Below are 13148 nucleotides of genomic sequence, written 5' to 3'. Positions count from 1 at the left end.
CGAAACCCTTATAACGTATTGATATAAAACTCCCCCGTCCTCAGCGAGTCAGTTTCAGGGTCACCCTCCCCAACGGATAACCGGTAAGGACTTATGTGCGGAATTGCTGGAGAACTACGTTTCGATCAACACCCTGCGGACATGGCCGCCCTTGAGCGGATCACCCATCACATGGCGCCGCGTGGCCCCGATGCCTGGGGTTTCTATAGCCAGGGGCCGCTTGCCCTGGGCCATCGTCGCCTGAAAATCATGGACCTGTCGGATGCCTCGGCGCAGCCGATGATCGACCCCGATCTGGGTCTGTCCCTGGCCTTCAACGGGGCGGTCTACAACTTCCCGGAACTGCGCCAGGAACTGGAACAACTGGGCTATACCTTCTATTCCGGTGGCGACACCGAAGTGCTGCTCAAGGGCTATCACGCCTGGGGCGAGGCCCTGCTGCCCAAGCTCAACGGCATGTTCGCGCTGGCGATCTGGGAGCGCGATGCGCAACGGCTGTTCATCGCCCGCGACCGCCTCGGGGTCAAGCCTCTGTACCTGTCGCGTACCGACCAGCGCCTGCGCTTCGCTTCGAGCCTGCCGGCGTTGCTGCAAGGCGGCGATATCAGCACGCTGCTGGATCCGGTCGCGCTCAATCACTACCTGAACTTCCATGCCGTGGTGCCGGCGCCACGTACCTTGCTGGCCGGCATCGAGAAACTGCCACCGGCAACCTGGCTGCGCATCGACACCAATGGCCAGCGCGAACAGCAGACCTGGTGGACACTGAACTACGGTCCGCAGGCCGACGAACTCGACCTGAGCCTGGAGGACTGGCGCGACCGGGTACTCGCCAGCACCCGCGAGGCCGTGGCGATTCGCCAACGGGCAGCGGTGGATGTCGGCGTGCTGCTGTCCGGCGGCGTCGACTCGAGCCTGCTGGTCGGGCTGCTGCGCGAGGTCGGCGTGGAACAGCTGTCGACCTTCTCCATCGGTTTCCAGGATGCCGGAGGCGAACGCGGCGATGAGTTCCAGTACTCGGATCTGATCGCCCGCCACTACGGCACGCAGCATCACCAGTTGCGCATCGACGAACGGGAAATCATCGAGCAGTTGCCAGCGGCGTTCCGCGCCATGAGCGAGCCGATGGTCAGCCACGACTGTATTGCTTTCTACCTGCTGTCGCGCGAAGTGGCCAAGCACTGCAAGGTGGTGCAGAGCGGCCAGGGTGCCGACGAGCTGTTCGCCGGCTACCACTGGTACCCACAGGTCGACGGTGCCGCCGATCCCTGGGCCGCGTACCGCGAGGCGTTCTTCGACCGCAGCTACGACGACTACGCCGCCACCGTGCAGCCGCAATGGCGGGTCGCGGAAGATGCCGCCGGTGAGTTCGTGCGCGAACACTTCAATCGCCCCGGCGCCTCTGCCGCAGTGGACAAGGCGCTGCGCCTGGACAGCACGGTGATGCTGGTGGACGACCCGGTCAAACGCGTCGACAACATGACCATGGCCTGGGGCCTGGAAGCCCGCACACCCTTTCTCGACTACCGGCTGGCGGAACTCTCGGCACGCATACCCGCGCGGTTCAAGCTGCCGGACGGCGGCAAGCAGGTACTCAAGGAAGCCGCCCGGCTGGTGATCCCCAGCGAGGTCATCGACCGCAAGAAGGGTTACTTCCCGGTGCCCGGCCTCAAGCACCTACAGGGCGACACGCTGGAATGGGTACGCGACCTGCTGCTCGATCCGAGCCAGGACCGTGGTCTCTTCAACCCGGCGATGCTCGACCGCCTGCTGACCGATCCACAAGGACAACTCACCCCGCTGCGCGGCTCCAAGCTGTGGCAATTGGCAGCCCTGAACCTGTGGCTCAGCGAACAAGGAATCTGACCCGATGAAAGCTCACGCCACGACCTACAGCCAACGCCTGCTGCGCGGCCAACCGCCGTCCTACGAGCGCCTGCAGGCACGCCTGGCCGAAGACGGCAATGACCCCGCCCCGCAGCCGGTGGCCGTGCATTGCGGCTGGGGCCGGTTGCTGGTCGGCCATACCTTCGCCGACCCTGCCGCTCTGGCGGATGAGTTGCTCAACGAACGGGACGGCGAGCGCGACATCGCCCTGTATGTCGCCGCGCCCCAACAGGTGCTTGCCCAGGCCCCGCAGCAGTTGTTTCTCGACCCGTCAGATACCCTGCGGCTGTGGTTCAGCGATTACCGCCCGGCCACCCGAGTGTTTCGCGGGTTCCGGATTCGCCGGGCGCAGAGCCGCGAGGACTGGCTGGCGATCAACCAGTTGTATGTCGCCCGCGGCATGCTGCCGATCGACCCCGAGCGGCTGACCCCACGTCATCAGGGCGGGCCGGTCTATTGGCTGGCGGAAGACGAAGACAGCGGCGCGCTGATCGGCAGCGTCATGGGGCTCAATCACCACAAGGCGTTTCATGACCCGGAAAACGGTTGCAGCCTCTGGTGCCTGGCGGTCGATCCACAGTGCAGCCGGCCGGGGGTCGGCGAGGTACTGGTGCGCCACCTGATCGAGCACTTCATGAGCCGAGGCCTGAACCATCTCGATCTGTCGGTGCTGCATGACAACCGGCAGGCCAAGAACCTGTACGCCAAGCTGGGGTTTCGCACCCTCAGCACCTTTGCCATCAAGCGCAAGAACGGTATCAACCAACCGCTGTTCCTCGGACCGGGACCGCAAGCCGAGTTCAATCCCTATGCGCGGATCCTGGTGGAAGAAGCCCACCGACGCGGCATCGACGTGCAGGTCGACGATGCCGCCGCCGGGATGTTCACCTTGACCCATGGCGGGCGCCGGGTACGTTGCCGCGAATCGCTGACCGACCTGACCAGCGCCATCAGCATGAGCCTGTGCCAGGACAAGAGCCTGACCCACCGCGTGCTCCGGGACGCGGGCCTGAACGTGCCGCATCAACAACTCGCCGCGACCGCCGAGGACAACCGGGCATTTCTGCGCACGCACCAGCGGATTGTCGTCAAACCGCTGGATGGCGAGCAGGGACAAGGCGTGGCGGTGGACCTGCGCACCCCCGAGGACGTCGAGCAAGCCATCGATGCCGCCCGCGCCTTCGACAAGCGGGTGCTGCTGGAGAGTTTCCACGAAGGGCTGGATCTGCGCATCGTGGTGATCGGCTTCCAGGTGGTGGCTGCCGCGCTGCGCCACCCGGCCCAGGTGATCGGCGACGGCCAGCACAGCATCGGCGCCCTGATCGAAGCCCAGAGCCGCCGACGCCAGGCCGCCACCGACGGTGAGAGCCGGATTCCGCTCGATGGGGAAACCCAGCGCACGCTGCACGCCGCCGGTTATGACTACAACACCATTCTGGCCCAAGGCGAGCAACTGGCGGTGCGACGGACCGCCAATCTGCACACCGGAGGCAGACTTGAGGACGTCACCGGGATCCTCCATGCGACACTGGCCGAAGCGGCCATCCAGGCAGCCCGGGCGCTGGATATCCCGGTGGTCGGCCTGGACCTGATGGTCCCGGCGGCCGACCAGCCGGAGTATGTGTTCATCGAAGCCAACGAGCGCTGCGGGTTGGCCAACCACGAACCCCAACCGACGGCGGAGCGTTTCATCGACCTGCTGTTTCCCCATAGCCGGCCCCTGCAATAAGCGCCTCGGCCGCTGACTCAACTCGAATAATTGTGGGAGCCGTCTTGCTGGCGATTGCAACCCGAGAGTTGGCCTCTGCGCAGGTTGACCCAGCGCTATCGCCAGCACGCCGACGCCCACAGGAACAGGAGTAGCCATGACCACCCCAATCCCCACTCCCGACCTCGACTACCTGCAACGGGTACTGCTGGAAATGCTCGCCATTCCCAGCCCGACCGGATTCACCGACACCATCGTGCGTTATGTCGCCGAACGCCTCGAAGAGCTTGGCATTCCCTTCGAACTGACCCGCCGCGGGACCATCCGCGCCACGCTCAAGGGCCGCCAAAGCAGCCCCGACCGCGCCGTGTCGGCGCACCTGGATACCATCGGCGCCGCCGTGCGGGCGATCAAGGACAATGGCCGCTTGAGCCTGGCGCCGGTCGGCTGCTGGTCCAGCCGTTTTGCCGAAGGCAGCCGGGTCAGCCTGTTCACCGATACCGGGGTGATTCGTGGCAGCGTGTTGCCACTGATGGCGTCCGGGCACGCCTTCAATACTGCCGTGGACGAACTGCCGGTCAGCTGGGACCACATCGAACTGCGCCTGGACGCCTATTGCGCGACCCGTGCCGACTGCGACTCGCTGGGCATCGGCATCGGTGACTTCGTCGCCTTCGACCCGTTACCGGAATTCACCGAGAGCGGCCATATCAGCGCCCGTCATCTGGACGACAAAGCCGGCGTCGCAGCCCTGCTCGCGGCACTCAAGGCCATCGTCGAAAGCGGTGTGCAACCGCTGATCGACTGTCACCCGCTGTTCACCATTACCGAGGAAATCGGCAGCGGTGCGGCGGCGGCCCTGCCCTGGGATGTCAGCGAGTTCGTCGGCATCGATATCGCGCCGGTCGCGCCCGGCCAGCATTCGAACGAACATGCGGTCAGCGTGGCGATGCAGGACTCCGGCGGCCCCTACGACTATCACCTGTCACGCCATCTGCTGAACCTGGCGGCCGCCAATGAACTGCCGGTACGCCGCGACCTGTTCCGCTACTACTTCAGCGATGCCCATTCGGCGGTCACCGCCGGACACGACAGTCGCATGGCGCTGCTGGCGTTCGGCTGCGATGCCACCCATGGTTATGAACGTACCCATATCGACAGCCTCGCGGCGTTGAGCCGCCTGCTCAGCGCCTACCTGCTCAGCCCACCGGTGTTCGCCAGCGATGCGCAACCGGCCACCGGCTCTCTTGAGCGCTTCAGCCGGCAACTGGAGCATGGTACCCAGATGGAAAGCGATACCCGGGTGCCTGCGGTCGACAGCCTGATTGGTCAACGCAGCCCGCTCGACTGAAGCCCGTCGCGCAAGCGCCGGCCCATGGCCGGTTACCCGACTATTGGCCGATTAGCGGTAGCCGGGACCGGCCAGGCGCAGTAGCATCACGCCGATTCCCGAAGAGAGCCTTTCATGCTGATTCCCTACGACCAACTCGAACCCGATACCCTGACCCGGCTGATCGAGGATTTCGTCAGCCGCGACGGTACCGACAATGGCGACGATACCCCCCAGGAAACCCGCGTACTCAGGGTCCGGCAGGCGCTGAGCAAAGGCCAGGCGGTGATTTTCTTCGACCTGGAAAGCCAGCAGTGCCAACTGTTGCCCAAGCATGCGGTGCCCAAGGAGTTCTTCGATTGAAGGTCAGGCCACCGGTTCGCGGACAGGCTCGACCTGGGTCAGGATCCGCCGGTAGATTTCGGCACGATGGACATTGACGTTCTTCGGCGCTTCCACGCCAAAACGCACGTGGTTGCCATTGACGGCGAGAATCCGCACGGTGATGTTGTCGCCGATGGAAATCCTCTCGCCCACGACACGGCTCAATACAAGCATGGCACTCATCCTCAAGGGTTTATGAGTGCCCAAGACTGCCCGGCCAGGTCGGTACCTTCAATGCAGTAGCGGCAAATCAGCCTGCCCTTACCGACACAGCCGATTCGCCCTACAGAATCAGATTTCATACCTTTACCCAGTCAGATCTTTCGCTACCGCCAGAGCTGACCGGGACGTGCCGCCCACTACTGGGCCGACTGCCTGGCCTTGGCCCGCATCTTGTTGGCCATCACGGTCATTTCGTCATAGAGCAACTGCGGATTTTTCTGTTTCAGCGCCCAGGCCATACGGCCCTGCTCATGGGGCAGAATCATGAATTCGCCTTGTACGACACGCTCGAAGATGTAGTCGGCGATATCGCTGGCTGTGATCGGCGAACTTTCCAGCAACTTGCCGACCTGAGCCTTCATGGCCGGTGTCGGCCCCCGGAAGGAGTCCAGCAGGTTGGTCTGGAAAAACGATGGGCAAACCACATGCACAGCGATTTCCTCTTGCGCCAGCTCGGCCAGCAGGCTTTCGGACAAGGCCACCACGCCCGCCTTGGCAACGTTGTAGTTGCTCATGGCCGGGCCCTGCATCAGGGCGGCCATGGAGGCGATATTGATGATCTTGCCCTTGCTCTGCTCCAGCAGCGGCAGGAAAGCCTTGCACCCCTTGACCACGCCCATCAGGTTGATCGCGATCTGCCACTCCCAATCTTCCAGGGACAATTCACTGAAGAAGCCACCGGAGGCCACGCCAGCATTGTTGACGATCACATCGATACCGCCGAACTTGTCCTCACAGGCCTGGGCCAGGGCCGTCAACTGGCTGTAGTCACGCACATCGCAGCGCTGGGTGAAACCATCGCCGCCCGCCTCGCGGACCAGCCCGAGAGTTTCCTGCAACCCGGCTTCGCTGACGTCGGACAAGGCCAGTCGCCAGCCCTCACGCGCCCAACGCAGTGCGATTTCGCGGCCCAGGCCAGAGCCGGCGCCAGTGATCATGATGCGATTTTGCATAGGAGAATGCCTTGTGCGTTCGGAGGAATGAGCCGCAGTGTAGCGAAGGAAGATCACCCGCCCATGCACCATCAGATTGCTGAATAGTTGAGGCAAAGTTGCGCCCGAGAACGACTGTCGCAACCCCGGCGAGTTCCGCCGATAACACTGGAGAAGCGAATCAGCAGCCATTGGGTAAAGGAAATAAACACCCGGAAAAATACCTGGATAAAAAACTGAATTTTCCCGATGACGCTCCAGTCGGACATTTAAAGCGGCTCGTTATCAAACCCACGAAACGAACGCTTTACCGATGGAATAACTCATAAGGAAAACACCATGACCACTATTCTGATTGTCATCCTGATCCTGTTGTTGATTGGCGGCCTGCCAGTCTTTCCACACTCCAGAAGTTGGGGTTATGGCCCTTCGGGTATTCTCGGCACGATCCTGGTGGTGCTGCTGATTCTGCTGTTGCTCGGGAAGATATGACCGCAGGCCGCTTGCGTCGGCCTGCATCGAAAGACACGGCCTGGTAAAGTGCGGCCGGATAATGAAAAACGCCCCGACAGATCGGGGCGTTTTTTCAGGCTATGACGTAACGGTTATTTCTGAACCGGTGCGACACCCGCCGTGTTATCGAGCAGGCTCTTGGTCGCGGTCTGGATGAACGAACCCAGCTTCTGCTTCAACGCAGCCTCGTCCGGCGATTCGGTAATCACCTCGCCGCCCGGGTTGGCGCCCAAGTGGTAGCGCCAGAGCTTGGCCGGCATGTCCTTGGGTTGAACCAGCATGTGATCACCGTTGATGATCGCCACGGTCGGTTCGTTACCCGACGGTTTGATCATGCCGATGCCCTGGTCGCCTTCCGGCAGATTGAGCAGGTCACGTCCCCAGCACTGCTGGCGGAATTCGCCTCCCAGACGGCCCATGATGGTCGGCACGATATCGATCTGGGTGCCAACGGTATCGCGGCGCGCACCGAACTTCTCCTGAATGCCAGGGCCGATCAGCAGCAGCGGGACGTTGAAACGACCCAGATCCATTTCAGTGATCTGCTCGTCATTGCCGAAGCCATGATCGCCCACCACCACGAACAGGGTGTCCTTGAAGTAAGGCTCCTGGCGGGCCTTCTCGAAGAACTGGCCCAGTGCCCAGTCGGCATAACGCATGGCGGTGAGGTGCTCGCTGAGCGTACCGCGATCGGTGACAGGTTCGACCGGCAACGGCGTCGGCAACGCATACGGTGTGTGGTTGGACAGCGTCTGCAGCAAGGCATAGAACGGCTTGCCGCTCGCTTCACGGGCCTTCAGCTCTTCGAGGCTGCGGTTGAACATGTCCTGGTCGGACACACCCCAGGTCGGATCGGAGAACACCGGATTGACGAAGTCGTTGCGGCCAATGAAGGTGGTCATGCCCTGGCTGCCGAAGAAGCCCGACTGGTTGTCCCAGGCAAAATCGCCGTTGTAGACATACACGTCGTCATACTTGCGGGCACTGAGCAGTTGCGGCAGGCCGGACAGTTTGTGGCTGCCCTCCGGCGTCTGCATCAGGTACTCGAAACCAGGCAGGTTCGGAAAGCACGCCATGGTGGCGAACATGCCCTGGTGGGTGTGGGTGCCGTTGGAGAAGAAGCGCTCGAACAACAGGCCTTCCTTCGACAGCTTGTCGAAGTACGGGGTGATGTTGCCGGGACGACCGAGGGCACCGACCGAGTGACCGGCGAAGCTCTCCATCAGGATCACCACCACGTTCTTGATCGGCAGGGTGTTCTGCGCCGGTGGCGTGGTGTCACGGCGGATCGCGGCGATATCGCTGTCGACCAGTTTGTCATTGCTGGTCAGCAGCATGTCGCGAACGGTCTGTTGAGCCAGAGGCTGATCGAGGGTGGCCTTCCAGATGTTGCCGCGATCATCGGACAGACGACTCTGGGCCGCCGAGATCAGCGTCAACGAGCCATTGAGACCCAACTGGTTGGCGAAGTTCGAGCTGGTGGTATAGGCATCACCCCAGCGCAGCGGTGGCCCTTGGCGCAGGGTACCGCGAGCGGCAACGACGCAGATCAGCAACAGCACCACGAACAGCGCGGTGCGCGCATACCACGGCGCAACGGCACGGGCGCCAACGCTGGCACCAAAACCGCTACGGGGACGAGTGATACGGTCGGCACCGCGGAACAACAGGCTCAGGACCACGGTCCCCACGGCCCAGGCCAGCAGGTAGCGGACCACCGGGAAACCGTACCAGAGCATGCTCATGACGGTTTTCGGGTCTTCCTTCACGTACTGGAACACCAGGCCGTTGAGGCGCTGGTGAAACTCGCGGTAGAAGTCCATCTCCATCAGGCCGAAGAACAGCGCCAGACTCGAGGTCAGCGTCAGCCAGAAACGGAACAGGCCACGTGCGGCCATCGCCCGCGCGCTGAGGAAAGCCAGCGTCAGCGGAATGCAGAGGTAGACCACGATGCGGATATCGAAACGCAGACCATTGCCGAACGCTTCGAGGAAGGTAGAGGCCGGTGTGTCAAGAATCATCTCGCGGTTGTAGACCAGCAACGCCACCCGCAGCAGGGTGAACATCACCATCATGATCAATGCGCACAACAGCGTGTAGGCCAGGTGAGACTTAACTGTCGGTTGCGGCAAGCGCGTTGAGGGGCGCTGCTTGCTCAGGGCGTCCGGGTTTGCCATGTCGATTGGGGACTCGTTGGATTCAGTTGAAAAGTCGGGTGCGGCAGCGCCCTGCCCTCAAAATGAATCACGAGGGGGACGCGAAGCCGGCAAATGTTGCACGATCATCGATGGTTTACCACCCCATGTATCGCCATTAGCCGTGGAAATCCGCCCGCCTCCAGACAAAAAATCGTTGCCGGGCAACCATTTTCAGCAGGAAAGGGCCAAATCACAGGGAAGAATTGTCTTAAAGAGAATGTGAAAATTTCGTTTTGAGCATGTTTTGACATACAAAAAAGAATCACTTGCCGAAGCGCCATGCAACGCCTCGGCAAGCCACACCGACTATATCCGCACGTTACCTCGCGGCCCGGCGATCGCCCAGATGATCAGCCCCAATACCGGCAACAGGGCGATCAGCAGCACCCAGAGGATTTTCATCCCGGTTTCGGCACCGCTTTTCAGTACGTTGAGAATGGCCCAGATATCCAGGGCCAGAATAATCAGGCCAACGAGGCCATTGAAGGTTGAACCCATGGTGCTGCTCCGAGTGAGGACTGGCCTTATCTAGGATAGCTGGCCGCGACCAGGGTTCCTTTCATTGCACACCTCAGACGTGCAAGGCGACCCGCAAGGCCTCCAGGGACGGCGCGGCGGCAATACCGACCTGCTCACACAGTTTCAGTACTCGCGGCAGGTCGTTACCGTAGACCAGTACGACCTGCAACTCGTCATCCAGCAGTTGGCTGAAGTTCAGCAGCACATAGCCGCCCATCTCCGGGTTCATGCTGGAAAGCTGGATCTGGATGCGGTTCAGCGCCGTCAGCGCCTCGACCTTGGCCAGTTGCCTGGGCTTGATGTTGAACGTCACGTCCTTGCCAAAGGACTCGACGATCTGGGCAAACAGGTCCATGTAGGTGTCCGCCTGGAACAGCACCGTCTCCGGCAGGCTGCCCACCACCACCCATTCCCCAAGGGGAATCGGGAAACTGTCGTCGTAGTTGATATCCGGATTGGCCGCCAGGAAGCCGGCCTCGTCCGCGTAGGCCTGAACCGCCTCGTCGGCGATCCGCAGGATCTCGGCCTCGCCCATGCAGCCGGAGCTGATTTTAGTGATGAGTTCGATAAGGGCGGTTTTCATGGGGATCCTGCGACCTGGAGCTGTTCGGGGCGAGAAGGATAGCGCAAATGCAGGCGCCGCGCAGGTGCCAGACCTGCGCGGCGCCTGTGGCATCAGGCCTGGAGTTGCTGCAACTGCGCAGCCGTGTCCGTCGCCCCCATGGTCTGGGCCGCCGCCAGTGCCGTGACGCCATTGGCGTCCGTGGCGTGCGGATCGGCGCCCTGACCGAGCAGATACTCGACGATCGCGGTGCGGTTGAACATCGCCGCCATCATCAAGGCCGTGCGGCCGTCCGCCGAAGCCCCCTCGACCTGGGCACCGCCTTCGATCAGCAACTTGACCATCGCCAAGTCACCCTTGAAGGCAGCACCGGCAATCGGGCTCTGGCCATTGGCGTTGCGAATCTCCGGATCGGCCTTGTATTCGAGCAGCACCCGCACCGCATCGGCATGGCCGTGATAGCTGGCGAGCATCAGCAGCGTGTCACCCTTGTGATTGCGCAGGTTGGCCGGCAGCCCCTTGCTCAGCAGGGCCGCGAGCATCGCCGCATCGCCTTTGCGCGCTACGTCGAATACCTGTTCGGCAAATTCGGCGGCTTCTTCTTCGGTCATTTGTCGGGGTTGATCGGACATTTCGGACTCCCTGTGGCTAAACGAGAAACGGCTCATCTATTGAGCCAGTTTCCCGAGCTTGAGTTTCCCTGTCATGCCTTATTTTTCAAGTGTTTCCATAGCCAGAATCAATAACGAAACTTACCGGCATGAATGTCTTCATGGATCTGCCCCGTCACCTGTACATAGGTATCGGAACCCGGCAGCCAGGCATAGATCGGATCATTGCCCGACTTGCCGGGGTCAAAAGCCTCATCCCTGAGCCGCCCCTTCTGATACTTGAACGTCCCGGTGGTTTCCATCTTCAGTTTCACCCGCAGAAACAGCGGGATCGCGTAGGTCGGCATCTGCTGGCGGGCGAAACTCAGCAACTCGGCGAAATCCAGGGTCGCCAGCGATTCGGCCGGGGTGATCGCCGCCATTCCGGCCCGCCCGTTGGTGTTGCTGATCTCAACGCCGTAGGACACCACTTCGGCAATGTGCGGGTGCTGCAACAGGATGTTCTCCACTTCGGTGGTGGAGACGTTCTCGCCCTTCCAGCGGTAGGAGTCACCCAGGCGGTCGACGAATTGCGCATGCCCGAAGCCGATATCGCGCAACAGGTCGCCCGTGTTGAAATAACGGTCGCCCTTTTCGAACACATCACACAACACCACCTTCTGGGTCTTGGCCGACTCGGTGTAGCCATCGAGCGGCGCCTTGTCGTCGATCCGGGCCAGCAGCAGCCCCTGGCCGCCCTTGGGCACCTTGCGCATGAAACCGTCGGTATCACGCAAGGGTGTACCGCAATCCGGGGCATATTCCACCAGCGCCCAGGACATCAGGGAAAAACCGATGGTGTTGTTGAAGTTGAGCGCGTTGGTGAAACCGATGTTGCCATCGCTGGCCGCATAGAATTCGCTGATGTGATCGATGTCGAAACGCTGCTTGAACTCCCGCCAGACGCTGGGGCGCAAACCGTTGCCGATCATTTTCACCACCTTGTTGTGCCTGTCGTTGGGACTGGGCGGCTGGTCCAGCAGGTAACGGCACAGCTCGCCCACATAACCCAGGGTCGTGGCGTTGAAACGCCGCGCCTCGTCCCAGAACTGGCTGGCGCTGAACTTGCGCCGGAAGGCGAATCCCGAGGCGCCGGCAATCGCCGAACCCCAGCACACGCACAGGCCCGTGGCGTGATACAGCGGCAGGGTGCAATAAAGGACGTCCTGCGGGCTCATGTCGAGGGCGATCAGGCCAAAGCTGGCGTAGGTCTTCATCCAGCGACCGTGGCGGAAGATCCCGGCCTTGGGCAGGCCGGTGGTACCGGAGGTATAGATATAGAAGCACGGGTCATCACAGAAGATCTGCTGGCTGCTGGCCGGGTTGGCCTGGTCCTGGCCGACACTCGCTGCCATCAGGTTGATCCAGCCCGCTGGCGCCTCACCCGGGTCGACATCGGTCTCCTGGTCCGCCACGAAGTAGTGCCGGGACGGGTCGACGGATACCTGCTCACGTACCGCCGAATACCCGTCGAGCAACTCTGCACCCACCACCATCGCCACCGGGGACACCAGGGTAATGCTGTGGACCAGGGCGCCCTGGGTCTGGGATGTGTTGAGCATCGCGCAGACGCCGCCGACCTTGGCCACCGCCAACACCGTGATCAGCAACTCGATCCGGTTGTCGACCAGGACACCCACCACATCGCCTTTGCCAAGACCCTGGCCGGTCAGGTAATGGGCAATCCGGTTGGCCCACTGGTTGGCCTGCAGATAGCTCAGGGAGCGATTGCCATACAACAGCGCTGGCCCCGAAGGGTTGCGCGCCACTGCCTGCTCGAAACTCCAGGCAAGCCCGCAAGGCTGGTCGGGCGCCTTCACCTTGGACAGCTTGAGCCCGCGGATGACACGCGGCAGCGCCTTGGCCAAGGTGGGTAGCTTGCGGAGCATCATGCCCCAGGTGATCACGTCATCAGTTTGAACGTTCATGGGTCACATCCTGTCTTTTATTATTATCGAGCGAACGTCGTCCGGGCCGACAACCTCGCAAACCATCCTTGTCGTTGCGGCCCAGGGTGTCGCACCCGGGTTCGAATGATCGCCTGGAGCCCGCCTCGCTTCGAAAAATACGGCAAGCCTGGCGAAGCTGTACATGAAGGTTTTGCAAAGTTTTGTATCCTCGAAGCCCGCGGTAAACGCGGCGGTGGAGGCAACGAAGCGGCGGCATCGATCATTCGGCAAAATGCAGGATGCACGACAGCCTATCTTGCATTTTGCACGACCCCATAAAATCCAAAAAACAGC

The 13148-nt window shown here is 61.8% G+C and carries 13 protein-coding genes; 5 read left to right on the top strand and 8 right to left on the bottom strand.

Translation table 11 applies throughout. The annotated features are described in order from the left end of the window. Window positions 1-93: 93 nt before the first annotated feature. The 4 genes from BLU37_RS16390 to BLU37_RS16375 all read left to right on the top strand — a co-directional run bounded on the left by BLU37_RS16390 (window position 94) and on the right by BLU37_RS16375 (window position 5288). Complete coding sequence (locus tag BLU37_RS16390) at window positions 94-1866, top strand: N-acetylglutaminylglutamine amidotransferase (protein ID WP_090206588.1); 1773 nt, start codon at window positions 94-96, stop codon at window positions 1864-1866. 4 nt (window positions 1867-1870) lie between these two features. After that, window positions 1871-3616 carry an N-acetylglutaminylglutamine synthetase gene (gene ngg, locus BLU37_RS16385; protein WP_090206584.1) on the top strand — a complete coding sequence of 582 codons (1746 nt, stop codon included), beginning with the start codon at window positions 1871-1873 and terminating at the stop codon, window positions 3614-3616. Window positions 3617-3752: 136 nt separating this feature from the next. Beyond that, window positions 3753-4946, top strand: a complete 1194-nt coding sequence (locus BLU37_RS16380) for an osmoprotectant NAGGN system M42 family peptidase (RefSeq protein ID WP_090206581.1) — start codon at window positions 3753-3755, stop codon at window positions 4944-4946. Between the two features lie 114 nt (window positions 4947-5060). Next, window positions 5061-5288 carry a YheU family protein gene (locus tag BLU37_RS16375; RefSeq protein WP_010449781.1) on the top strand — a complete coding sequence of 76 codons (228 nt, stop codon included), beginning with the start codon at window positions 5061-5063 and terminating at the stop codon, window positions 5286-5288. Between the two features lie 3 nt (window positions 5289-5291). On the opposite strand, the gene csrA is transcribed toward BLU37_RS16375, so the two are convergent. From csrA to BLU37_RS29050, 3 genes are all read right to left on the bottom strand, one after another. Beyond that, entirely contained in the window at window positions 5292-5483 is a 192-nt protein-coding gene (gene csrA / locus BLU37_RS16370; RefSeq protein WP_010449782.1) for a carbon storage regulator CsrA, read from the bottom strand. A 185-nt stretch (window positions 5484-5668) separates the two neighbouring features. Continuing rightward, entirely contained in the window at window positions 5669-6484 is an 816-nt protein-coding gene (locus BLU37_RS16365) for an SDR family oxidoreductase (protein WP_090206577.1), read from the bottom strand. A gap of 71 nt (window positions 6485-6555) precedes the next feature. After that, on the bottom strand, window positions 6556-6732 hold the full coding sequence (locus BLU37_RS29050; RefSeq protein ID WP_157696383.1) for a hypothetical protein: 177 nt from the start codon (window positions 6730-6732) through the stop codon (window positions 6556-6558). A gap of 70 nt (window positions 6733-6802) precedes the next feature. Here BLU37_RS29050 and BLU37_RS16360 point away from each other — a divergent pair, with 70 nt between their 5' ends. Then, window positions 6803-6955, top strand: coding sequence for a DUF3309 family protein (locus BLU37_RS16360; protein ID WP_010449786.1), 153 nt, complete (start codon window positions 6803-6805; stop codon window positions 6953-6955). 113 nt (window positions 6956-7068) lie between these two features. Here BLU37_RS16360 and BLU37_RS16355 read toward each other — a convergent pair whose 3' ends face one another. The 5 genes from BLU37_RS16355 to BLU37_RS16335 all read right to left on the bottom strand — a co-directional run bounded on the left by BLU37_RS16355 (window position 7069) and on the right by BLU37_RS16335 (window position 12833). Beyond that, entirely contained in the window at window positions 7069-9153 is a 2085-nt protein-coding gene (locus BLU37_RS16355; RefSeq protein ID WP_090206575.1) for an LTA synthase family protein, read from the bottom strand. A 327-nt stretch (window positions 9154-9480) separates the two neighbouring features. Continuing rightward, on the bottom strand, window positions 9481-9672 hold the full coding sequence (locus BLU37_RS16350) for a PLDc N-terminal domain-containing protein (protein WP_010449788.1): 192 nt from the start codon (window positions 9670-9672) through the stop codon (window positions 9481-9483). Window positions 9673-9745: 73 nt separating this feature from the next. Next, window positions 9746-10276 carry a hypothetical protein gene (locus BLU37_RS16345; protein WP_090206573.1) on the bottom strand — a complete coding sequence of 177 codons (531 nt, stop codon included), beginning with the start codon at window positions 10274-10276 and terminating at the stop codon, window positions 9746-9748. Between the two features lie 92 nt (window positions 10277-10368). Further along, window positions 10369-10887, bottom strand: a complete 519-nt coding sequence (locus BLU37_RS16340; protein ID WP_090206570.1) for an ankyrin repeat domain-containing protein — start codon at window positions 10885-10887, stop codon at window positions 10369-10371. 107 nt (window positions 10888-10994) lie between these two features. After that, window positions 10995-12833, bottom strand: a complete 1839-nt coding sequence (locus BLU37_RS16335; RefSeq protein ID WP_090206568.1) for a long-chain-acyl-CoA synthetase — start codon at window positions 12831-12833, stop codon at window positions 10995-10997. Between the last annotated feature and the right edge of the window lie 315 nt (window positions 12834-13148).

The sequence above is a fragment of the Pseudomonas asplenii genome (genome assembly GCF_900105475.1).
Classification (GTDB): domain Bacteria; phylum Pseudomonadota; class Gammaproteobacteria; order Pseudomonadales; family Pseudomonadaceae; genus Aquipseudomonas; species Aquipseudomonas asplenii.
Note: the sequence above shows the minus strand (reverse complement) of the source record. Positions and strands in the feature narration are given on the sequence as shown.